The organism is Pedobacter africanus (assembly GCF_900176535.1).
Lineage (GTDB): Bacteria > Bacteroidota > Bacteroidia > Sphingobacteriales > Sphingobacteriaceae > Pedobacter > Pedobacter africanus.
This window is the reverse complement of sequence record NZ_FWXT01000001.1, coordinates 2071600-2094638: the sequence shown is the minus strand read 5'-3', so window position 1 is coordinate 2094638 and position 23039 is coordinate 2071600. Positions and strand designations below refer to the sequence as shown.

The following is a 23039-nucleotide window of genomic DNA, read 5'->3' as shown; positions in this document are numbered from 1 at the left end:
TCTGAAAAAGGCAGTTTGCAGGTCTATAATCCTTAAAACCCAATAACACTAATGAAAAAAATCAGTTTGTTTTTATTTGTTGCATTGCTGGCCAGTGCATTTACTTCCTGTGTGGTGCTGTCGCCCAAAAAATATAAAGCCCTGTTGGCCAAACAGGATTCCTTAAGCAATGGCTGGACCCAGTCGCAGCTCATGAATGAAAACCTGGAAAGCCTGATCGCCAAATTGAGGAAAGATACAACCGGCCTGAGCAGTGCGCTGAACGACATGAAGAGCAGATACTCCGAGATGGACAACAATTACTCCAAATTGCGCAGCAACAGCTCCAACGAGATCAATAAGCTATCGGCAGATCTGAAGAAACGTGAGCAGCGTTTGAAAGAAGTGGAAGAGATTCTGCGCAAACGCGATGAAGCCACCAATAAACTGAAAGAAAAACTGCAGCAGGCCCTGCTCGGCTTTACCAAAAACGGCTTAACGGTTGAGATCAAAAATGGTAAGGTATATGTTTCCCTGACAGACAAGCTGCTGTTCCCATCGGGAAGTATCATTATTGACGAAAAAGGTAAGCAGGCCTTAACCCAGCTGGCCGATGTACTGAAGCAGCAGCCCGAGATTAATATAGCGGTTGAAGGACATACCGACTCGCAGAAAATTACCAACCTTGGGCAGATCAAAGACAACTGGGACCTGAGCGTGCTCCGCTCTACTTCGGTAGTAAGGTTCCTGACCGAAATATGTAAGGTACAGCCCGTGCGCATGACCGCAACAGGTAAAGGCGAATACCAGCCTTTGGGGCCAAATACCAGTGCCGAAAGCCGCAGCAAGAACAGAAGGATCGAAATTGTGCTTTCACCGAAACTGGACGAGTTGTACGACCTGATTAAGCAGTAAGCCCTTAAAACCTTTGCAATGAGTTGACCAAAAGTGTAAAACGCTTTTAGTCAACTCATTTTTGTTTTATAGCATTTGTTTTTTTATATTCGGGTACGTAACCAATATCTGATGCCTAAACCTGTGTATACCAACCTGACCGACCGGCAGCTGCTCTATCTATTACAGCAGGGCGATGAAGCTGCACTGGCCGAAATTTATGGGCGGTATTGGTCTAAACTGTACCTGCAGGCTTATAACATCATCCGCGACAGGCAAATTGCCGAAGACATTGTGCAGGAGGTTATTGTTCAGCTCTGGATAAAACGCTCGGTAAATGAAATCGCTTCCTTAAATGCCTGGCTGTATACCTGTGTCAAATACCAGGTGTTTAAAGCACTTCCGGTAGCCAGGGCCAAAATAAATACCATGGAGGCCCCGCCGGCTTTTGTAGCCGATACCGACAGCCTGCTGATGACCAAAGATTTTCAGCGGCAGCTGGACGAGGCCGTGGCTAAGCTCCCGGCCAAATGCAGGGATGTCTTTAACTTAAGCAGAAAAGACCATCTTTCTACCAAAGAAGTGGCCGTACGCCTCGGTATATCCCCAAAAACTGTAGAAAATCAGCTCACCATTGCATTGCGCCGGATCCGCTTTGCACTAGGGAGTGCATCCCCGCTTTAATTTTTTTATTTCCTTTTGGGGGTAAGCGCCTGTATCTGGTACTTACAGTTTACAACCATGGACAGAAAAGAATTTGAACATCTGGCAGCGCGGTTCCTGAAAGGAAACCTCAGCACCGAAGAAGGGCGACGCTTAGCGGAGCATTATGATGCCCTGCAGGAAAAGGAGCGCGGCTGGAACGAAAATACTATGGGCGTAAAAGACGAAGTACAACATGCAATATACGGTAAGGTTTTACAGGAAATAGCCAGGCATAGGGCGCCTGATCAGGAGCGCAAAAGCAGGAACATCTTTTTGAGCTGGCAGGCTGCGGCAATATTTACGGCCATAGTTTCCGCTGCTGCATTATTTTTTTACATACAAAGCCCTGCAGAAAAGCCCTTAAAAAGGACGGCCAGGCCTGCTCTTGCTCATGATGTGGGGCCTGGGGGCAATAAGGCGGTCTTAACACTTGCAGACGGTTCGCAGGTCACATTGGACAGCGCAGGGCCGGAGTCAGTTTACCATATGAAGGCGGTTGCGCCTTTGGCAGCTGATGAACAGCCGGCCTACAACACCATCAGCACCCCGCTTGGCGGACAATACCAGCTGGTACTAGCCGATGGGAGTAAGGTCTGGCTCAATGCAGGCTCTTCCATCCGCTTCCCCATCGCGTTTGGCCAGACGGAACGAAGCGTAGCGATAAAGGGCGAGGTTTATTTTGAAATTGCAAAGGATAAGAAACGGCCGTTCAAAGTCCAGTCGGGCAGGCAGCAGCTGGAAGTGCTGGGTACGCATTTTAATGTGAATGCCTATGACGACGAAGCCGAAATTAAAACAACGCTGCTGGAAGGGAGTGTGAAGGTAAGGGAAGGGGCGCATGGCCAGACTGCAATGCTCAAACCCGGACAGCAGGCCCGCTTATCGGGCAGTACCGGCCAGATGGATGTGGTTAAAGTGGACATAGAAGAAGCCGTGTCCTGGAAGAACGGCTATTTCATTTTTGACAACGAAGAGATCCATAGCGTAATGCGAAAAATATCGCGCTGGTACGGGGTGGAAGTGGTTTATGCCAATGCACAGATCAGCGAAAATTTTGGGGGCACCATATCTAAGTTTGAAAATGTATCGCAGGTGCTCAAAATACTGGAAGCAACAGGAACCATTCACTTTAAAATTGAAGGGAGGAAAATTATAGTCATGTAAACCTACCACACCATACAATGGAGGTAAAAAACCGGGAGCGGGTCGAGCGCTCCCGGAAAATGGAGCCCATTGATTGATAACAAGCAATATTCACCACTCAAATTATTCAAATGTATGAAATTTAATCTATTACACTTGCCTGGTGCAGGCTGCCCGGTATTTTATAAATTTCTTTTAGTAATGAAGCTGACATTGATTTTACTCTTAACGGCCCTGATGCATGTACATGCCGCTGGTTATGCCCAGAAAATTACTTTGGTGAGCAGAAATGTGCCGCTTACCGAGGTTTTAAAGGAAATCAGGAAGCAAAGCGGCTATAGTTTTGTGTACAATCAGAAGAGTTTAAAAAGCGCCAGAAATGTAAACCTGAATGTAAAGGACCTGGATATACACGAAGTTTTGCAGTTGTGTTTTAAGGAACAGCCCTTTACTTATGAGGTGCTGATGAAAACCGTAATCATCAAGGAATTTAAAGGCGAAAAGCCCCTTACGCAGCAGGCCGATATGAAGGTTACAGGCACAGTTACGGATGTAAAGGGGATTAGCATCCCCGGTGTAAGTGTGAGGGTAAAAGGGCGCAATGCAGGGATATCTACCGATATATCCGGGAAATATGCCATCAATGCACCTGAAAACGGGACACTGGTGTTTTCTTTCATTGGTTATGCCACCCAGGAAGTTGCGGTAAACAAACAGGCTACCATTAACGTAAAATTAAAGGAGGATTCCACAGCATTGGAAGAGCTGGTAGTGGTGGGTTATGGTACGGTTAAAAAAAGTTCGCTTACGGCCGCCATTTCGAAGATCGAAAATAAGAACCTGGACCAGATCCCGGCAGGGCGCTTTGAAACCGCAGTGGTGGGGCGTATGGCTGGGATCAACATTTCAACCACGCGGGCAAGGCCGGGCGAAGCACCCATAATCCGGATCAGGGGAGCCTCATCACTGGATGCGGGAAATGAGCCGCTGATCGTAATAGACGGTTTCCCGGGGGGAAGCCTGGATAATGTGAACATGAACGATGTAGAGTCGATGGAAGTTCTAAAGGATGCTTCTTCGGCTGCCATTTATGGTTCACGCGGCTCGGGCGGGGTAATCATCATCACCACCAAAAAAGGAAAGGCAGGCAAGCCGCAATTGAACTTTAATGCCTATACCGGTATTGCCAAAGCTATGGGGCACGACGACTGGATCAGCGGGCAGGAATATTACGATTATGTAGTGCGCTACCAGAACAGGGAATATGTATGGGCAGGAGGGGATCCAAGCATTCCGGTATGGGGCGATGCCAGGCGGCCTGCGGCCTACCAGGTGAACCCCGTGATCAAAGAAGGCAATGTAAACTGGCAGGAGGAGGTACTGGAAACTGCGCCCATACAAAACTATAACCTCTCTGTTTCGGGGGGCAGTGAAAATGCAAAATATTATGTTTCCGGTACATTTAAAGATGAAAGGGGAACGATCAGGAATACAGCCTATACCAGTTATGCGGTCCGCGCCAATGTAGACCTTAAAATAAACAGCGCACTGAACATGGGCTTTATGCTGAGCCCTAATTATAACAACCGCAGGAACCTGGGGCTGGGCATTGAGGCCATGGTCAAGTACCCGCCTTTTGTAGCGGTTAAAAACCCGGATGGTACCTATCCCAAGGCCCGCGACTACTGGGGCATTGTGGTTACAGGCGGATTGAACCCTATGGCGGTGCTGGATGCCACTAAAAACTACACCAATGCCATGAACAACGTTGGCGAAATATATGTTGGCCTGGATATTCTGAAAGGCTTAAAACTGAGGTCTTCTGTAGGTGCCAACATCACCTATACCACCAACGATGTGTACCAGAGTGCCTTTGGAAATGCGACCAATGCCGCCACCGGATCGGCAGCCGATACCCGGAACTTTAACCTGATCAACGAGAACGTGCTGAGCTACAACAAAAGCTTTAGCGGAGGGCATAGCCTGAGCGGTATACTGGGTGCTTCTTTTCAGAAATCAAAGACACGTGCTACCGCCATGGGCATTGTTGCCGGCAGCTTTAGCAACGATGTGATAGAAACACTGAACAACGCGGTGATTTCGCCAACACTTACGCGTACCAGCAAAACAAGCTGGGGGCTGGCATCCTATTTCGGCAGGATCAATTACGATTTTAAGGAGAAGTACCTGCTGGCCGCCTCTATGCGTACAGATGGCAGTTCCAGGTTTGCCCCGAACAACAAATGGGGCTTTTTCCCTTCGGCTTCTGTAGCCTGGCGCGTTTCCAAAGAAGATTTCTTTAAAGAGAACAAGCTGGTCAGCAATTTAAAACTGCGCGCCAGCTATGGCGTTACGGGTAATTTTAACATTCCTGATTTTGGTTACCTGGGTGGAATAAGCGATGTGTATTATGCGCCAAACGGCGTGCTTACCAAAGGCCAGGCGCAAACAACTTTTGGGAATAAAGACCTGAGATGGGAAGAAAACCGGAGCTATGATGTGGGAATGGAGCTTGGTCTATTTCGTGACCGTATAAATATAGTTTTTGACTATTACAACAAAAACACCAGCGACTTATTGTACCTGGAATCTATACCGGCAACTACAGGTTTCATCACTTCCCTCAGGAACACCGGGGAAGTAAACAACAGGGGGATAGAGTTGGAGATCAACACCAAAAACTTAACCGGTGCCTTTAAATGGGAAACCTCTTTTAACCTTACCCGCAACCGGAACAAGGTGGTAAGTCTGGGTGGTGTAAACGAGCGCATCAATACCGATACCTTTGGCATGAGCTGGATCCTGCGCGTGGGAGAGCCCATGTTCTCGTATTACGGCTTTAAATCCATAGGTGTATTGCAGGATGCCAATGATGTGGCAAACTCGCCGGTACTGGCAGGTTCCCTGCCCGGAAATACCAAATATGAGGACGTAGTTAAAGACGGGACCATCAACTCATCCGACAGGGTAATCCTGGGCAGCTTTCATCCCAAGCTGTTTATGGGGATGGTCAACGATTTCTCCTGGAAAAATTTTGACCTCAGTATTGTAATGCAGGCTTCCCTGGGTGCCAAAATGTATAATTTTGAAAATGAATATTACCAGGGTGCCCTTGCCGGTGCAATGCGCCGCTCTCTGGTAGAAACCCAATGGTGGTCGGCCGCCGAGCCTGGCGACGGCAAAATGCCCGGAGCTGCTTTAAGTAAACTTACCTGGCAGGCCAATTCTGATGTGTATATAGAAGATGCCTCTTTCCTGGCTGTAAGGAACCTGAACCTGGGCTATACGCTGCCAAAGGCAATTGCCCAGAAGCTGCGCATGCAAAGCTTCCGCATCTATACTTCCATCAGCAATCCTTTTATGCTTACCAGGAAAGGTTTTCATGGCTATAACCCTGAAGGCTATACGCAGGGCGAGATTGGAGGCCTGAACAGTAAGCCCGGCTATAACGGAGGCTCCGAACCGATCAACAGAATTTATACCCTGGGTTTGAATGTAAACTTTTAAAGCCACACATCATGAAAAGAAATGGATATATAAAAATGCTTGCGGTATTGCTTACGCTGAACATCACCGCCTGCAATAAAGACCTTACCGAAATTACGCCTGATTCTGTGCTGACTACAACCGATTATTACAAAACAGCGAAAGATCTAGACCTGGCCGTAATTGGCATATACAGCAGCTACCAGAGCCGTAAACCAACAGACTACATTTTGCTGGAACTGCCTACAGACAACCTTTACCGGACAACCTATACCTTATCGGCCGGGGCCGATGATGTAGACAATATGGCCATCACTTCGGCAAACCAGCTCTTTGCCACCTTCTGGGAAGCCAGCTACAGTGGCATATTCAGGGCCAATGCCGTGCTGGCCAATATTGATAACCCTAAGGATTATAAAGCAAAGCAAAAAGAACAGCTTACCGGTGAGGCCAAATTTATGCGGGCACTCTTTTACTTTGATATGGTGCGGCTTTTTGGCGGGGTGCCCAAAGTCACTACATTGCTGGAAATAAATGAAGCCAAATCTACACCAAGGGCCAGCAAGGAAGAGATCTATAATCTGATCATCAGCGACCTTAAAGATGCCCTGGCTACCTTGCCTGCAAAAGCAGATATGCCGAAAGGCCGGGTTAGCAATGGGGTAGCGGCAGCCTTGCTGGGCAAAGTATACGTGTACCTGAAGGACTGGCCCAATGCCAAAACCTATCTGGATATGGTGACAGGTTATGGTTATGCCCTGCAAACGGATTTTGCTTCCCTCTGGAAGCTGGAAAACGAAGACAATGCCGAGCTGATCTTTGCCATCAAATACATAGAAGGGACAAACGGCCATACACTGAGCAGCGCATTTTTGCCTTTTGGCGGTAAGACCGGCATCGCCTCATCAGGCCTCGAATCGGTATTCCCTTCATGGGATCTGCACAAGCTTTTTGAAACCGGCGATACACGCAAGGCCGCTTCCATTACAGAGTTTTACAAAACGCCCACACCGGCCAATTCGCCTACGGTATGGTTTCCGCATGTGAGCAAGTACGAGGTGAAGCACCTGCTGAACTCCTCGGGAATAGACCTGCCTGTTTTGCGCTATGCCGATGTCATTTTGCTGCTGGCCGAAACGCAATACGGCTTAAACCGTCCGGACCTGGCACTGGCAGAGCTCAACAAGATCCGCAGCCGCGCCTTTGGTAATGCCACTAAAAACTATACGCCGGCTGATATTGCAACGGCCGAGGCCTTTACCGATAAGATTTTGCTGGAACGGCGCCTGGAGTTTGCCTTTGAAAATGAAAGGTGGTTTGACCTGGTGCGGACCGGAAGGTTATTGAGCGAGCTGGCTTTTGAAGAGCGGGGGTATAACCCGACTACGCAGACCGCACTGAAATTTACTTTGCAGCCTAAGCCGCATTATGTGCTTTTTCCGATACCGCAACGGCAGATTGAGGTGTATAACCCAGGTGTGCTGGCGCAAAACCAGGACTACTAGAGCTGCAGGACAGGAGGCTGTATAAATGAAGCTTTTGTACAGCCTCTTTAAATCGGGACTGATTTTATTTGGTTACGTACACAATACATATCCAACTATGTTTATGGCAAAAGAAAAAACGCAAATCATGAGGGATTTTAAAATTATATGATTATTTTCGGTAACGTTAACGGAGTTTAATGCACACACCAAATGAAACCGAATTTCAAATTGATTTACCTGTTCATGGCAGCCGGGCTGTTGTGGACTACCGGGCTCTATGCCAACCGGATTTACGGCGGTTTTTATACTGAAGATAAGATCGCCAATTTAAGGGCCAACTGCGGGCGTTACGAATGGGCGCGAAAGCAGCGTGATGCCGTTATTTCAAGGGCTGCAAAATGGCTGGCAAAATCTGATGAAGTGTTGTGGGAGATGGTGCCCGGTCAGGACCTGCCCCGCTGTATTGACGTGACGTTCGACCGCCTCACCAAAGGACCGAAATTCCTGGGCTGCCTGGAATGCGGCCACAAAATTTCCCGCTATGGCAATTATCCCTATAACCCCGATTTTGAAAAACTGCCCTGGAAACTGACCTGCCCATCCTGTCAGGCCGTTTTCCCGACCAACGATTTCGGGAAATACTATAAAACTGCCATTGATGAACGGGGCCTTTTTAACCCGGCAAAGGGCGACAGGCGCTTACTGTATAACACGGCACACCCGGACCCCAAAGATCCCCTGCACAAATACGGGGTAGACGATGGTTTTGGCTATATCAATGCCGAAGGGCGCAGCTATAAGTTTATTGGTTATTATACCTGGAAATACTGGGACGAAATAGGCGATGGCCTGCGGGTCCTCGCAGATGCCTTTTTATATACGGGCGATAAACGTTATGCTGCCAAGGCCGCCATATTGCTGGACAGGATTGCCGACGTATATCCGGATATGGACTGGAAGCCCTATGCCGACAGGGGTTGGTACCATTCAGACGGAGGACGGAACGTGGGCAAAATTGAAGGCGCCATATGGGAAACAAACGTAGTGCAGAATTTTGCTGATGCCTACGATAAGATCCTGAGCGGAACCGCTGATCAGCCCGCTCTTTACACGTTTTTATCACAACAATCTAAAAAATACAAGCTGGGAAAGGCAAAGGGAACACGTGCGCTTTTGGTAAAGAATGTAGACGATGGCATCCTGCGTACAGCGTTTAAAGCTGTTGTATCGCACCGCGTATATGGCAACCAGGGCATGCACCAGCTGAGCGTGGCCAGGTGCGCCATTGCATTGAACAGCAACCCGGAAACAACAGCCTGGCTCGACTGGCTTTTTGCGCCTGAAGGGGGCGATATTCCGGGGCTCATGATCCGTAACTTTGACCGCGACGGCACATCAGATGAGGGCGCCCCGGGCTATGCCTTTATGTGGGGTAACCTGGTGGCTAAGCTGGCACAAACACTGGCCGGCTATCCGGCTTACACCAAACACCATATTTACCGCGATCTTCCCCAATTCAGCGCAGCCTTTATGACGGCCTACCGCATGGCAGTGCTGGGTGTAGCTGTACCTAATATTGGCGATTCGGGCTCAACCGGACTGGTTTCCAAAGGGGCAGTCAGCCCGGATTTTATTGCCCTGGGTTATGCACAAACGCGCGATCCTGAAATGGCGCTGGCCGCTTATCGTGCAAATGGCAACACCGCAAAGGGACTTGGCCGTGATATTTTTGCGGAAAACCCGGAACTACTGGGCCAGGAGATTGAGCGTGTAGCCCTGCAGGCGGCAACAGGCCCCAACAGGGGCAATCTGATGAGCGGCTTTGGTCTGGCCACACTCGAGGCCGGAACAGGCATGCAAGGCACTGCGATAGCCAGCAACTATGGCCGTACCATCAAACATGCACATCCCGACCTGCTCAACTTTGATCTCTTTGCCTTTGGCAAATGGATGGCGCCCGACCATGGCTACCCCGAATATGCCACCCGCTGGCCCAGCAATAACGAATGGACAGGAAGCACCATCTCCCATAACCTGGTTTATGTGAACAAACAACCGCAGAAAGAGGGCTGGGGCGGACATACCCGTCTTTTTAAACAGCTTAAAGGTTTTGGTGCCTTTGAGCTGGACGGCAGCAGCGCATACCCTTCGGTAAAGGAATATACACGCACGATGCTGCTGATTGGCGGAGCGCCCGATATGGGCGGGGATGCCGACAGCAATGCTTATGTTCTGGATGTATTCCGGGTAAGCGGAGGTCATGACCATGTGTACAGCTTTCACGGCCCTCCGGGCACAGTAACTACGGCCGGACTGGAGCTGAAAAAGCAGGAGAAAGGCAGTTATGCCGGTGAAGATGTGCCGAAGGGCGTTTTGGCCGGAAATACGCCCATTGGATATGCCCACCTGTACAATGTGCAAAGGGATAAGCAGCCGCCTGGGCAATTTATGGTCGACTGGAAAGTAGATCCTTCCTACCGGGGCATGAAAGCCGGAGAGGATACGCACCTGCGCATGCATGCGCTAAGCGCCGCACAGGATGTGGCCATTGCCGATGGTGACCCGCCGCAAAACAAGCCCGGCAACCCCAAAACCCTGGGTTATGTGTTGATGCACCGGCAGGGTGAAAACCTGAACAGCAATTTTGTTTCGGTGCTGGAGCCTTATCAGAACAACCCTTTCCTGAAATCCCTGAAAAGGCTGGACGACGGAAAGAGCAATCAGGTAGCTTTAAAGATAGCGCTGCTGAATGGTGAAATGGATTACATCCTGTATAACCCGGATGGGGAAAAGCCCTTGCAACTGGATAATGGCATGCTGCTGAAGGGTAAGCTGGGCTATATCAAAGAAAAGGCAGGAAAACCCGTTAAAGGAATTCTAATAGATGGCAGCCTGCTGAAATATGATCAGCTGGAGCTGAAATCTGAAGGTGCCTTTACAGGTAAAGTGCTGAAAATGAACAAGGGCCTGGCTGGGGGCGGATGGCTGCTGGTAGATACCGCATTACCTGCTGATGGCAGCCTGACAGGAGAGCAGCTCATTGTAGCAACCAAAGGCAACCGCGACGCCTGCTATACCATCAAAAACATTACCAGGGAAGGAAATTTAACCCGTGTTGATTGTGGGCCGATAACTTTTGTGGCCGATTACAGCACCGTTACGGGAGAAAAAGGTGCCGGGCAGACAACGCGCAGGTATACTTACGATTTCGACGAAGGTGCCGCATTTAAAGTGACTTCACATGCCCGCTGGGAACCCATATCAACCAAACCAAAATCTACTATGCAATACATCGGCAATTCCAGACATACAGGCGGCGCATTGGCCGTAGTGGCAGGCGAAGGCCCACTGGCACATACCACACAGCTGCTGCCTACAGACCAAAAGGGTAAAATTATAGGCAAAGCCAACCCGGGCCTGCAACTGAAACAGGTTTTCGACAATGTAGACCGCGCCTTAAAAACAGGGGGCTCTGGTCTTGACAGGGCCGTTAAACTCCATGTTTGTGTTGCGGACGACAAATTCATCCCTGAATTCAGGAAATACATCAGTAATCGTTTTAAAGCCGGTAAAAGACCCGCTGTAAGTCTGGTAACCGGAGATATCATCCCTTCTGAAGCACTTTTTGCAGTTGATGCCATAGGTGTTTCTGATTTATCTGCAGCTCCCCCTCACCAGTCCCAGGTTGCCGTTTTGCCAGGGGCTGGTGTTGTATATGTGTCCGGTCAGGCCGCAAACGGAGAGATTGCCGGGGCAGCACGTGCAACCCTGAAGCAGCTGGATTCTACCCTGCAATACCTAGGCCTGAAAAAGAGCGACGTGGTTCAGATCAAGTCCTTCATTTGTCCGGCGGCAGATATTGACCTGGTAAAAAAGGAAATGGCTGCTTTTTTTGAAGGCCATACCCTTCCGCCTGCGGTATATGTAGAATGGACCAGTAAAAAGCCGCTGATAGAAATTGAACTGATTGCCCGGGTTCCGCAGGCTTTAAGTAAACCGCAAACGCAGCTGGATTTCATTACGCCCACGGGGATGACTGCCTCGCCGGTATACAGCAAGGTTGCTCGGATCAACTATGGCAGTAAGGTATACCTCTCGTCGCTGTACGGCGAAACCAGTAAGGAGGCAGCAAATGAATCGGCAGCTATTTTTAAGGAGATGTCGGGGATTTTAAGCCAGGCAGGGACTGATTTTGACCATCTGGCCAAGGCCACCTATTATGTGGTGACCGACAGCGCCAGTAATGACCTGAACACCATCCGCCCGAAATATTACAAGCCGGAAAGTCCGCCCGCGGCATCAAAAGCAAAAGTGAAGGGCGTAGGCATACCGGGCAAGGAGCTTTGTATGGACATGATTGGTGTGGTTAAGGAAAAATAAAATAAACAGAAACATATGTGTTTAGCCAAAAGAATGATAATGCTGCTCTTGTTCGTACTGCAGGTAAAATACGGTATGGGGCAACCGGCAGCTGCAGCGCCAACTGTAATTGAACTGAAAGTGCTTCCGGGCCTGCAGTACGATGTGGTGCGCTTTACCGTAAAGCCCGGAGCGGCGGTGAAACTGAACTTTACCAATACAGACGACATGAGCCACAACCTGCTCATCACCAAACCGGGCGCCAGGGTAAATGTGGTCAATGCAGCCCTGCAGCTTGAAGAAAAAGGGCCTGCAATGAATTATGTACCCAAATCGGCCGATGTGCTCTGGTCTATCCCCGTGGTTTCCCCAGATCAGACCAGGTCGCTCACATTTAAAGCACCGGCAAAGGCAGGGGCTTACCCTTATGTCTGCACTTTTCCGGGCCATGGCTTTGTGATGTACGGGGTGATGTATGTAAACGCCGGAGGGGAGATGCCCGACATTAAAACAGACCCTAATATTCCGCCTTCAAGGCAGGAAGAGCAGGTCGCTGCTGCGGCTTCGCAGGACATGCACAATCAGCACGACATGCATAAAATGGCGGAACCCAAAAAAGTGCAGGCCAATCATCCCTATACCCCCGTTGCCCCATACCTGTACCGCATTTTTATGGAAGATGCCGGGCCGGCTGCCATAGCCGTAAGCCTGCCCCAGGAATTGTCGTACTGCTGGGATGCAGGCTTATGCCGGCTCAGGTATGCCTGGAAGGGTGGTTTTGTAGACAATACCGGCATCTGGAAAGGCCATGCCGATGCCGTGGCGAAAATTGTCGGTACCATCTTTTACCGCGAAATCATGAGCAGCCCATTGCGCATCGGCAAGGCCGATGAAATCCCGGTTGCAGCTTATAAAGGCTACCGCCTGGTCAACAAATACCCTGAATTTCACTACACCCTGAATGGCACAGATGTCTACGAGCTGATTTTGCCTAAGGAAGACGGGAAGGGCCTGATCCGTAAGTTCCGCATCCCCGATGCAGGTAAAACGGTATGGCTGGCCTGCGGCATCAGCAACGAATCGGAAACCTACGAGGCTTCCTCTGGTGTTTGGGAAAAGGATAAGCTAAAGCTCAGTCCGCAGCAGGCCCGCGATTTTTCGGTCACCATTACCAGTTATCCATTGGTTTACAATAAAAAAAGACGTTGATATGAGGTCAGTAAGCATTAGCGGGGCTACGGTCCTGTTGCTGTTTTTCGCAAGTGTTTTTGCTGTGAAAGGACAGGAAGCCTATACCGTAGAAACCATAACCATGCCCGAGGGGCTGACCAGCGAAACAGGGGGGGTCGATTTTCTGCCCGACGGCCGTCTGGTTGCCTGCTTTATCCGTGGGGAAGTGATGATCTACGATCCGGCAACAAAGCATTGGAGCGTATTTGCCGATGGCCTGCACGAACCGCTGGGTGTTTTGGCGCTGAGCAATTCAGAGCTGGTGGTGATGCAGCGCCCTGAACTTACGCGCATTAAAGATACCGATGGGGACGGCAGGGCCGATGTGTATGAAAACATGACCGATGATTTTGGCCTTTCCGGGAACTACCACGAATTCAATTATGGTCCGGCGCGCGACAAGAAGGGCAATCTTTTCATTGCCCTCAATACGGCTTCGCCGGGAGGCTCGGTAAACCAGGAGCTGCGGGGCAGGTTTAACCCCCTGGGCCGCGATCTTCAGCAGGGGCTTTATGAAATGTACTCCGTAGTGCCCTACAGGGGCTGGGTAATGAAGCTTAGTCCCGATGGCAGGCTGCATCCCTATGCTTCGGGCATGCGCTCGCCCAATGGCCTGGGCTTTGACCTGGAGGACAATCTGTTTGTAACCGATAACCAGAGCGACTGGGTAGAGACCAGCACGCTGTACCATGTAGAGGAAGGCAAATTTTACGGCCACCCTGCCAGCCTGGTCTGGCAAAAAGACTGGAAAGGCAAGAGTCCGCTGGCGCTGCCGATAAAGGAGCTGGACGCCATGCGTACCAAAGCCGCTGTGCTGTTTCCGCAGGGCATTATGGCTAACTCCCCTTCACAGCCGCTTTGCGATGCTACAGCGGGCAAATTTGGGCCCTTTGCCGGGCAATTGTTTGTGGGAGAGATGAACCGCGACAGGATTGTACGGGTGATGCTTGAAAAAGTGCAGGGACAGCTGCAGGGTGCCTGCATCCCATTTTTGGATGGACATGGCTTAAGGAAAGGAAACAACCGTTTGGCTTTTGCGCCCGATGGCAGCCTATGGACAGGGCAGATTGCCTATGGATGGAGCGGCGATATCGGCATTCAGCGCATCGTTTTTAACAACAAGCCCCCGATGGATGTCTATACCATGAAGCTGACCAATGATGGCTTCGACCTTACCTTTACCCAGCCCCTAAACAAAACGGCAGCATCAAACCCCGAAAATTATAAGTTCAGAAGTTATTTCTATAAATACCAGCGGAAAGTTAAGCATGAAGGCGCCGACAACACCATGCAGCAAGACCTGCAGGAGGTCCCGGTTACCGGCATCAGCATTTCGGCCGATCAGAAAAAAGTGTCGCTGAAACTGGGCGCCCTGAAGCCCGGTTATGTTTATGAACTGAAACTGGGGGGCATCAGTTCAGACGAGGGGACGCCCCTGGCCAATAAGCTGATCTGCTATACCCTCAATAAACTATTAAACCCTGCGGATGGGAACAGGTAAGGACATATTGAAGGAAGCCTTAAAATACAGGAAGATCGATGCCTATGCCAATGCCTATTCACAGGATGCGCAGGCAGCGGCCCAGATCGCTTATGCCGATACCCTGGGGATAGATAAGCTTTTTATAGCCCTGCCTGTAGCTAAGAAGATGGGAGACAGGCCTGAAGAGATCAGGGCTTATAACGATCTGGTGTTGAAAGCGATGAAAAGGTATCCCGGCAGGTTGATAGGCCAGGTCACCATCCATCCTGCATTCCCTAAGGAAGCGGCCGAAGAAATTAAGCGCTGCACAGACCTGGGCATGACCGGCATGAAAATCTACAACCAGGTAAAAATAAATGATCCCCTGTTTTATCCGGTTATTGAACAGTTCATCCCTTATCAAATGATCATTCATGTGCATGGCGAAAGCCAGCTTGGCGTTGGCGGCTACCGCATGAAATATGATGTGCAGACTACCCCCGGTATCTCTTTGCCTGAAGATTTTGTGGACATGGCCACAAGATACCCCGAGGCCATGTTCCAGTATGCGCATATTGGCGGGGGCAGCGACTGGGAATATGCCTGCAAGGCTTTTAAAAATCACCCTAATATTTATGTAGATACAGGAGGAAGCAACAATGAAGAAAACATGATAGATTTTGCTGTAATGACCCTGGGCGAGGACCGCGTCTTTTTTGGATGCGATGGTTCTTATTTTCAGGGTATTGGTAAAGTAATTTCATCCGGACTGGATGAAGCCCGGAAAAGGAAGGTATTTTTTGAGAACTACAACAATATCCTCCGGAAATCGGGCAGGAATTTTTAACCTAAACAATAACACAATGGACCGAAGAAAATTTTTTGCCAGTACCGGGCTTTCGGCCGCTGGCTTACTGGTAAGCAAAAGCCTTTTTGGATTTGATCCCCAAAGCAGCCGGGCGCAGCCGGCGGTAAATGGCCAGCCCCCTAAGTACGACATCGTCAGGGAAATGTTGAAGTACCCCAAAATAGATGCACACGTACATTGCGACCTGGGGAACGGCAATCTTGAAGCGCAGAAGAAGTTTGCGGAGATCCTGCTGGACTACGCCGAAAGGTTTAACATCCGCAAGCTGGTACTTTCCAAACCCGTAACCCGGCTCATCAAGGGCATTCCTGATGCCAGCCCGGAAGCCTTCATTGAACACAACAACATCATTCTGGGCTTAATGAAACTGCATCCCGACAGGATTACCGGCAGCTTTACCTTTAACCCCATACACCTCAAAGCTTCGCTGGAAGAGATCAAACGCTGCGTAGACCAGGGGATGGTAGGCGCCAAGACCTATTACCAGACCAAGATCAGCGACCCATCATTCTATCCCATTGTAGAAAAGATGATCGACCTGAAAATGATCATCCATACCCATGCCGAAACACAGCTTGGTGTGGGCGGCTACCGGATGAAATACAATGGCAACAAGCCTAAAAATGTGTCGATCCCCGAAGATTTTGTAGCCATCGCCGCAAGGTATCCGGAAGCCATGTTCCAGCATGCGCATATTGGTGGCGGGGGCGATTGGGAGTACATGTGCAAGGCCCTTAAAAACAGTCCGAATGTATATGTCGACACTTCCGGCAGCAACAATGAAGAACACATGATCGACTTTGCCCTGGAGCAGCTGGGTGAAGACCGCCTGCTTTTTGGCTCCGACAACTGCTATTACCAGAGCGTGGGCAAAGTACTGGCCTCAAACCTGACTGAAGTACAGCGCAAAAAACTATTCTTTGACAACTTTAACAACATCTTAAAAAAAGGAGGCAATCATGTTGATTGATATCAATGCTTACGTGGGCCACTGGCCATTTCAACAGCTCAAACACAATACCTGCGCAGGCTTGCTGGAAAGAATGAACAAGTTCGGGGTAGACATTTCGGTGATCAGTAACCTGAACGGCATCTTTTATAAAAATACACAGTCGGCCAACGAAGAGCTGATGCAGGAGATCCGGTCGAACAAAAAATTCCATGACCGCTTTATCCCTTTCGCAGTCATTAACCCGATTTATGCCGGCTGGAAGGACGACCTGGATACCAGCGTTAAAAAGATGGGTTTTAAAGGTGTGCGGATCTATCCCAAATACCACGATTTTGACATTGTTGACCCCGCCTGCATTGAACTGGTTAAGCGTGTCCGCGATCATGGCTTGCCTGTGGCCTTCAATTTCAGGATGGTAGACAGCAGGCAGCGCTCCTGGATGGATATTGATTATATAGTGGGTACACCTAAGCCGGAATGGAACATGAAAAGTATCCTGCCCATTATAAAGGCAGTGCCCGACGCCAAATTTATGATCCTTAATTTTTGCAACAACGCAGCCTTAAACGAAGAAGAAATGGCCCTGGTGAAAAAGCCTGGTGTGATCATCGACAATTCGGGCAGGGCCATCACCAATATGGCCGATTTCATTAACAATTATGGTAAGGACAAGTTTGCCTTTGGCACCCATGCACCTATACTGGATTACCTTACCGCACAGCTCAGGATTGAATCCATGCGCCCAAATGAGGCCGATGAGGCAACCAAGGAGCTGCTAAGGTCGGGCAACGCTAAAAAATTCCTGGGCATTTAGGCTCAATTGCCCTGCTTAAGTTTACGCTCCCATTTTAACAGCGCGGCACATACCGCCAGACTTTCCTCGCCCCGGTTCAGGTAGGTCTGGCGTATGGCTTTATAAACTTCGGGGTTGACTTGCGCCAGGTCTGCCCAGCCGTGCAGCGCCTGGAAGTATGCAGGGTATTCTGCACCTCCATCCACTTTGCGCCGCACGCTTTTACGGTCTGGCGTTAAAACGTTAACCAATAAGGTGTTGGCAAAGCGGCTTACATCCTGCCGGTCAAAAACGATCCCGGCCTGCTGTGCTGCAACGATCATGGCAATATCCAAAGCACCATGAGAGATGTCCTCTACATTGGCTGCACCCTTAAAGTATTTTACATTCTGCGAAAGCTGGTCTTCCGGCACCCAGCCCTTGGTGGTCATGGGTTCATACCAGTAATTCCAAACGTACAGATCAGATTTTGCGTTGTACTGAAGCCTGTTTTTCAGCAGCTGGCACATCTTTTTAGACCTGTCCAGATAGACTTGTTTTCCGGTTAAGCGGTACAGGGCCAGCTCAGCACATACATGTTTGCCCAGGAAGTTGAAAGGCGCACCTACATTGTCGGCCGGAAAAGATTCCCCCCTTTCGCAGGTTAAATAATAGCCTTCATCATTGCCTGGACCGTTGCGCCATAACCTGGCTGCCGCATCGGCATAAGATTCTTCTGCAGCTTTAATGAAGCGTGCTGAGGCGGCTTGTAAATGTTTAAGTGCGGGCCTGCCTTTAACCAGTTCGGCACAACGCAGCAGGGGCGTATAAATGATGCCGATATAACCCATGTAGGCCAGGGGAATGGGCTGGAGCGTCATGTTCTGGACTACCGGCAGGGTTGTGCCGTTGGCCTTTACGGCAATCAGATTGGAACGGTCTGTATAGGTCCCGGCTTTTGCGGAGTAAGGGGCCATAGGGTCATTGACCACTTTTTCGACATAACGTTCATCTGCCGGATCCATGCTCAGGTTGGTAAAGGTTTCGGCACGTTTCCAGAATTCGTTGCTTAGCTGAAAGGTAAACCTTCCTGCTTTTCCGGGTTCATGTGCAACTTCCACATGGGTAAGCTGGTTATTGGAATAGGGGGTAGAGCGGATGCTGATGATGACATTGCCATGTTGATCCATTAGTCCGCCTTTGGCCACCACGTACTTATAGCCCATGCTCCATGCCGGCCTGCTTTTTCCTGATCCGTCGGTCACACCACGTTTATCATCCCTGTGCGACAACAAGCGGTCGCCCCTTCGGGCCAGCTCTTCCAGGTACCTGGGGTCGGCTGTTGCCTCATACATATCTGCCAAGGTGCTCAGGGTAGCCGCTTCAAGCCAGGCAATGCTGCTGGCGTCGGGCATGCGTTCCCATGGGTCTCTTTCAGATACCCTGGATAAGAGGTAATCGGCACGGCTGCGCGAAATTTCTATCTCTGCTCCCCGCTCCGGCAGTACAAAGCAGCTGAGGCCTATGGCCGTCATCAGAATTCCAATATTGTTCATAAACAAATATAATTGATTTATATAAAAATCGGTAACGTACACAAGTGTTGCTCAATTGAGACAGGAACCTACAGGATGTGCTACCTAAAGCAATGAAAGGGTTTCATTCCTGTAACCGGCAAGCAAAGCGCTTTCGGGAGGCAATTCGGTAATGAGGTAATTGATCTGGTTTGGACTGCAGATCCTGATCTTTTGGGTGCTGTTGAGTTTTTCTGAAATACTCAGCACCGCAGTCTTTTTGGAAGCGCGGATCAGTGCCTTTTTGACCTGAACGATATCCCAATCCAGGTCCGTAAGCCCGTCTTCAGCAGAAAAGGCATTTGCGCCCAGCAGGCACAAATCCACTTTAATATCTACCAGCTGGTTGATCACGCTTGCACCCACATGCAGGTTTGCGTTTTTGTTGAGCTTGCCGCCAATGGTAATGACTTCCAGATTGCTGTGATCGGACAGGGTAATTGCGACCTGCGGACTGATCGTAAAAAATGTGGCTTTAAGGTTTTCCGGGATCATTTTAGCGAGTTCCAATATGGTTGTTCCACCTTCGGTAAGCACAACCATGTCGTTTTTTATCAGTTTTAGCGTTTTTTCGGCGATCTTCTTCTTCTCATTTAACGCATAAACTTCGTTCTGCAGGTTGAAGGGCGCGACAAATGATTTGCTGGCCGCACCTCCATGCACTTTTAAAAGCTTTCCTGTTTCAGCAAGTTCCTTAAGGTCACGCCTAACGGTATCGTCAGAAATGTTTAGCAACACGCTTAAATCGGTAGATAAAACCTTGTTGTGCAGGTTTATCTCTCTCATAATCAGTTTATGTCTGTCTTCTTTTCGCATTGGGAGTTCCGGCGTAAAAGTATAAAATCCATATCAATTAAGCAGACTCTACTTTTTGAATGGGCAAGATAGGATTATTTGCGGCTTTTTTGCGGTTTTATTTCGTTAAAAACTTGTGTATTATAATTTTGCGTTTATATTTGTATTTAAAACCGAATAAAAAACGCAATACATATGACGCCAATTACAGAGCAATCGTCACTGTACGATCAATTAGAAAACAGGTCAGTCGAAGAACTGACAGGTTACATTAACCAGGAAGATGAAAAAGTAGCCGCAGCAATTAAAGCTGTTCTTCCGGATATTAATAAGCTGATTACAGCAATAGTGGATAAACTAAAGGCCGGGGGGCGGATGTTTTACGTAGGTGCCGGAAGCGGTGGCCGGTTATCTGTTTTGGATGTGATTGAGCTTCCTACAACTTATGGTCTGCCCCAGGGAATATATAATTCCGTTCTTGCCGGAGGAATTGATCGCCTGGCTGATGCGCTGGAAGAAAAAGAGGATGATCTGAATGAGGGCTGGGATGCTTTGCTGAAGGCAGGAATCAACCCGGGCGATATTGTTGTTGGTATTTCAGCAAGCGGAACAACACCTTTTGTACTGGAAGCCCTAAAGAAATGCAGGACAGCAAATATTACCACAGGCTGCATAGTCAGTAATCCTGCTACACCAATAGCTGAGCAGGCTGATTATCCGGTAGTAGTGGTAACAGGACCTGAATTTATTACCGGTAGTACAAGAATGAAGTGCGGAACGGCCCAGAAAATGCTTTTTGATATGATCTCTACCACCGTAATGATCAGACTTGGGCGGGTTGAGGGGAATTCCATGGTAAATGTTAAACTGATCAATGATAAAATCCTGGACCGTGCGGTGAAAATCCTGATGCAAAAAGCAGGAATTGAAGACTATGCCGAGGCAAAGTCAACCCTGCTTACACATGGATCGGTTAAAGCTGCAATGGAAGGATCAGGCGGTTCTGGCGCTGCAGGAAAAAAAAAATAATTAAATTTCGGTAACGTACACAATTGTTCTTATATTAGTATCATCAGCTTCAGCGCAAGGAATGTAAGGGTGGTATTTGAAAATTTTTTATTGAATTGGTTCCTCATATTAAATCACATAAACAACATCAATGAAATACACTAATGATCGCCGGGACTTTATTAAAAAAATGTCGTTAAGCGGCCTCGGACTGGTGCTGGCAGATGGTTTTTCTGCAGTTCATGCCCATACCCCGGAACAGGCCGTTGCCGATCCCCGAAAACTGATCCTGCCGCATAACCAGGGGCCTTCTGTACCTTTTGTACCACGTCGTACGGCCAGCTGGTGGGTAACCATAGAAGATCTGCAATGGTCGCAGAAAAAGGTGGTTGACCGGATCAAGCGCAGGGCTGCGGCTTTTGCCGAGGCTAAAATAGATATGGCCATCCATTATGGCTGGCACATCCGTTTCGATTTTTCCAATTATTTCGGTCAGCTGCACGGGTATATGGCCAATGTGTGTGATGAACTCCATAAATACGACATTAAGTTTATGGACCATTACTCCTGTAACCATGTGGAAAGGCCGCGCGGACAGGAAGAATTCCGTAAGCTGCACCGCGGTCAGCGGCACCATGTGCTGTTGTTTCACGACCCTAAGGCTGCTGAGTTTGCGCAATATGAAGGCCATTTCTTTAAAGACATCTGCGAAGTGGATATCCGCGATGGGAGCAGGGGCTATGCCCGGCAGTACCAGATGGAAACCTTTTGTCACAATAACCCGGGCTTCCTGGATATGCATGCCAGATACCTGGAAAGGCTTTTCAAAGAAGTGCCCCTGGATGGGATAGAGGTAGATGACATGTGCGATTATTCGGGCCTGACCACCTGCGGCTGTAAGTATTGCCGAGACCGCTTCAAAAAAGACTATGGCCATGAAATACCAAAATTCGGGGAAAAGGAATTCTGGGGCGATGTAAGCAAACCAATGCTGCAATGGGGCAATTATGAAAACCCTGCATTCAGGGACTGGCTGAGAATGAAAACAGATGTAATTGTTGACCATGTAAAAATGGTGAAGGGTATTGCCGGTGATAAACCTTTGATGTCCTGCTGCTCCAGCACGGGGCCTATGGTGCTGAATGGCATTTCGCTCGACCTGGAAAAGATGGCGCCCTACCTCGACTTCTTTATGCTCGAAAACGTTGGTACCAATATTAAGAGTGTAGACTGGATAAAGATGGATGCCGAGGCGTTGAACCAAAAAGACATAGCCGACAAGCGCGGTAATGCGCCGGCAATGGCACTGAGTTATACCATTTATGAAAAAGGGGGATACCTGGGCTGGGCATTGAGCCGCTTCTGGGGGGTGGCCAACTGGAGCAGCACCCACAACCAGCGATTGGAAGAGGATCCTGCAGATGCCATGGAAATGGAAGACGTAATCAGGCCTTCCAATTTATGGGAGGTAAAACACAATGACCTTAAACCCCGCGATGGAAAAGACCTGGTGGAGATAAGGGTAGTGAACAATAAATTTTGCAAAGACAACGGCTGGCGCGGAGCGGATGGCCTGGAGCATTGGGACCATGCCAAAGCCTGGTCAAAAAAGCTGGTCGAAAATAGTATAGGTTACCGTTTTGTGCGGTACGAAGAACTTGCTGATGCTGCGGCATTGAAAAAGGAAAATACCCCTTTGGTGTTGGACGGCGTAGGTTGTGTGTCGGAACAACAGTTTAAAGCCATTCAATCTTATCTGGCTGCCGGCGGTAAAGCGTGGATGTCCCTTCCGTTCGGGACACATGACGAAAAGGGCTTTAAGCGTGCAAACCCCTTATCTGATCAGCTGGTAAAAACAAAATATAAAAACCTGCAGCTGGTAGATCCGATCACCAAATCGGACGTGCTCGAAAAGATGGTTGCTGAGGGCAGGTTGAAACCTGTTTTACGCCAGGTTGCTGGTGAAAAGGGCTGGGTAGCCCGGGTTAGGAGCTATAAAGGTAAGCCCGTTATCCATTTAATGAACACTGCATTAACCGGTATTCCGCACCCTACAATTAAAGACAATGCGGGGATCAGCATTCTTGCAGATATAGGTTCAAAAATTCAGAACAATGCATTGCAGTTTAAAATCAATACTGCTCAGTTAAAACTGTCGGGCCTGAAAGTGATGAGCCCGGAACTGGGAGATGAACAGCGGAAGGTCTCTGTACGGAAAGCTGAAAAAGGGTATGCGGTTTTGGATTTCGACTTAAACAACGTGAAAGTTTATGCAGAAATACTGGGCTAATTGACCTTAAGCTCAATAAAATATTTGTTTACAAA

At 49.0% G+C, this 23039-nt stretch carries 15 protein-coding genes; 13 read left to right on the top strand and 2 right to left on the bottom strand.

Annotation, left to right across the window (positions count from 1 at the left end; translation table 11 throughout):
- Positions 1-51: 51 nt before the first annotated feature.
- From B9A91_RS08675 to B9A91_RS08625, 11 genes are all read left to right on the top strand, one after another.
- Complete coding sequence (locus tag B9A91_RS08675; protein WP_084237954.1) at positions 52-894, top strand: OmpA/MotB family protein; 843 nt, start codon at positions 52-54, stop codon at positions 892-894.
- Between the two features lie 111 nt (positions 895-1005).
- Complete coding sequence (locus B9A91_RS08670) at positions 1006-1557, top strand: RNA polymerase sigma factor (protein ID WP_084237953.1); 552 nt, start codon at positions 1006-1008, stop codon at positions 1555-1557.
- 57 nt (positions 1558-1614) lie between these two features.
- Complete coding sequence (locus tag B9A91_RS08665; protein WP_144008885.1) at positions 1615-2742, top strand: FecR family protein; 1128 nt, start codon at positions 1615-1617, stop codon at positions 2740-2742.
- A 180-nt stretch (positions 2743-2922) separates the two neighbouring features.
- On the top strand, positions 2923-6228 hold the full coding sequence (locus B9A91_RS08660) for a TonB-dependent receptor (protein ID WP_235012499.1): 3306 nt from the start codon (positions 2923-2925) through the stop codon (positions 6226-6228).
- Positions 6229-6239: 11 nt separating this feature from the next.
- A complete protein-coding gene (locus tag B9A91_RS08655) occupies positions 6240-7712 on the top strand; it encodes a RagB/SusD family nutrient uptake outer membrane protein (RefSeq protein WP_084237951.1) in 1473 nt (490 codons plus the stop codon).
- A 192-nt stretch (positions 7713-7904) separates the two neighbouring features.
- The gene (locus B9A91_RS08650) at positions 7905-12074 is read left to right on the top strand and encodes a Rid family hydrolase (RefSeq protein WP_084237950.1); all 4170 of its coding nucleotides are present in this window, start codon (positions 7905-7907) and stop codon (positions 12072-12074) included.
- 15 nt (positions 12075-12089) lie between these two features.
- A complete protein-coding gene (locus B9A91_RS08645; protein ID WP_235012498.1) occupies positions 12090-13262 on the top strand; it encodes a plastocyanin/azurin family copper-binding protein in 1173 nt (390 codons plus the stop codon).
- 1 nt (position 13263) lies between these two features.
- Positions 13264-14784 carry a PQQ-dependent sugar dehydrogenase gene (locus B9A91_RS08640; protein WP_084237949.1) on the top strand — a complete coding sequence of 507 codons (1521 nt, stop codon included), beginning with the start codon at positions 13264-13266 and terminating at the stop codon, positions 14782-14784.
- Positions 14771-15592, top strand: a complete 822-nt coding sequence (locus B9A91_RS08635; protein WP_084237948.1) for an amidohydrolase family protein — start codon at positions 14771-14773, stop codon at positions 15590-15592. The genes B9A91_RS08640 and B9A91_RS08635 overlap by 14 nt, the downstream gene beginning before the upstream one ends.
- A 16-nt stretch (positions 15593-15608) precedes the next feature.
- Positions 15609-16583 (top strand): amidohydrolase family protein, encoded by a 975-nt coding sequence (locus tag B9A91_RS08630; protein WP_084237947.1) that lies wholly within the window; start codon positions 15609-15611, stop codon positions 16581-16583.
- A complete protein-coding gene (locus B9A91_RS08625) occupies positions 16573-17379 on the top strand; it encodes an amidohydrolase family protein (RefSeq protein ID WP_084237946.1) in 807 nt (268 codons plus the stop codon). The genes B9A91_RS08630 and B9A91_RS08625 overlap by 11 nt, the downstream gene beginning before the upstream one ends.
- 2 nt (positions 17380-17381) lie before the next feature.
- Here the strand turns inward: B9A91_RS08625 and B9A91_RS08620 are convergent, their stop codons facing one another.
- Positions 17382-18893 (bottom strand): glycoside hydrolase family protein, encoded by a 1512-nt coding sequence (locus tag B9A91_RS08620; RefSeq protein ID WP_084237945.1) that lies wholly within the window; start codon positions 18891-18893, stop codon positions 17382-17384.
- Positions 18894-18977: 84 nt separating this feature from the next.
- Positions 18978-19727, bottom strand: coding sequence for a DeoR/GlpR family DNA-binding transcription regulator (locus B9A91_RS08615; protein ID WP_084237944.1), 750 nt, complete (start codon positions 19725-19727; stop codon positions 18978-18980).
- Between the two features lie 174 nt (positions 19728-19901).
- Between B9A91_RS08615 and B9A91_RS08610 the strand changes: the two genes are divergently transcribed.
- Together B9A91_RS08610 and B9A91_RS08605 are read left to right on the top strand one after the other, a co-directional pair.
- Entirely contained in the window at positions 19902-20735 is an 834-nt protein-coding gene (locus tag B9A91_RS08610; protein ID WP_084237943.1) for an N-acetylmuramic acid 6-phosphate etherase, read from the top strand.
- 130 nt (positions 20736-20865) lie between these two features.
- A complete protein-coding gene (locus tag B9A91_RS08605) occupies positions 20866-23004 on the top strand; it encodes a hypothetical protein (RefSeq protein ID WP_084237942.1) in 2139 nt (712 codons plus the stop codon).
- Positions 23005-23039 lie beyond the last annotated feature (35 nt).

Excerpts from the sequence above, each read along its gene's own strand:
- B9A91_RS08655 (WP_084237951.1), top strand. The coding sequence starts at position 6,240 with ATGAAAAGAAATGGATATATAAAAATGCTTGCGGTATTGCTTACGCTG.
- B9A91_RS08645 (WP_235012498.1), top strand. The coding sequence starts at position 12,090 with ATGTGTTTAGCCAAAAGAATGATAATGCTGCTCTTGTTCGTACTGCAG.
- B9A91_RS08615 (WP_084237944.1), bottom strand. The coding sequence starts at position 19,727 with ATGCGAAAAGAAGACAGACATAAACTGATTATGAGAGAGATAAACCTG.
- B9A91_RS08650 (WP_084237950.1), top strand. The coding sequence starts at position 7,905 with ATGAAACCGAATTTCAAATTGATTTACCTGTTCATGGCAGCCGGGCTG.
- B9A91_RS08625 (WP_084237946.1), top strand. The coding sequence starts at position 16,573 with ATGTTGATTGATATCAATGCTTACGTGGGCCACTGGCCATTTCAACAG.
- B9A91_RS08605 (WP_084237942.1), top strand. The coding sequence starts at position 20,866 with ATGAAATACACTAATGATCGCCGGGACTTTATTAAAAAAATGTCGTTA.
- B9A91_RS08660 (WP_235012499.1), top strand. The coding sequence starts at position 2,923 with ATGAAGCTGACATTGATTTTACTCTTAACGGCCCTGATGCATGTACAT.
- B9A91_RS08630 (WP_084237947.1), top strand. The coding sequence starts at position 15,609 with ATGGACCGAAGAAAATTTTTTGCCAGTACCGGGCTTTCGGCCGCTGGC.
- B9A91_RS08675 (WP_084237954.1), top strand. The coding sequence starts at position 52 with ATGAAAAAAATCAGTTTGTTTTTATTTGTTGCATTGCTGGCCAGTGCA.
- B9A91_RS08620 (WP_084237945.1), bottom strand. The coding sequence starts at position 18,893 with ATGAACAATATTGGAATTCTGATGACGGCCATAGGCCTCAGCTGCTTT.
- B9A91_RS08610 (WP_084237943.1), top strand. The coding sequence starts at position 19,902 with ATGACGCCAATTACAGAGCAATCGTCACTGTACGATCAATTAGAAAAC.
- B9A91_RS08640 (WP_084237949.1), top strand. The coding sequence starts at position 13,264 with ATGAGGTCAGTAAGCATTAGCGGGGCTACGGTCCTGTTGCTGTTTTTC.
- B9A91_RS08665 (WP_144008885.1), top strand. The coding sequence starts at position 1,615 with ATGGACAGAAAAGAATTTGAACATCTGGCAGCGCGGTTCCTGAAAGGA.
- B9A91_RS08635 (WP_084237948.1), top strand. The coding sequence starts at position 14,771 with ATGGGAACAGGTAAGGACATATTGAAGGAAGCCTTAAAATACAGGAAG.
- B9A91_RS08670 (WP_084237953.1), top strand. The coding sequence starts at position 1,006 with ATGCCTAAACCTGTGTATACCAACCTGACCGACCGGCAGCTGCTCTAT.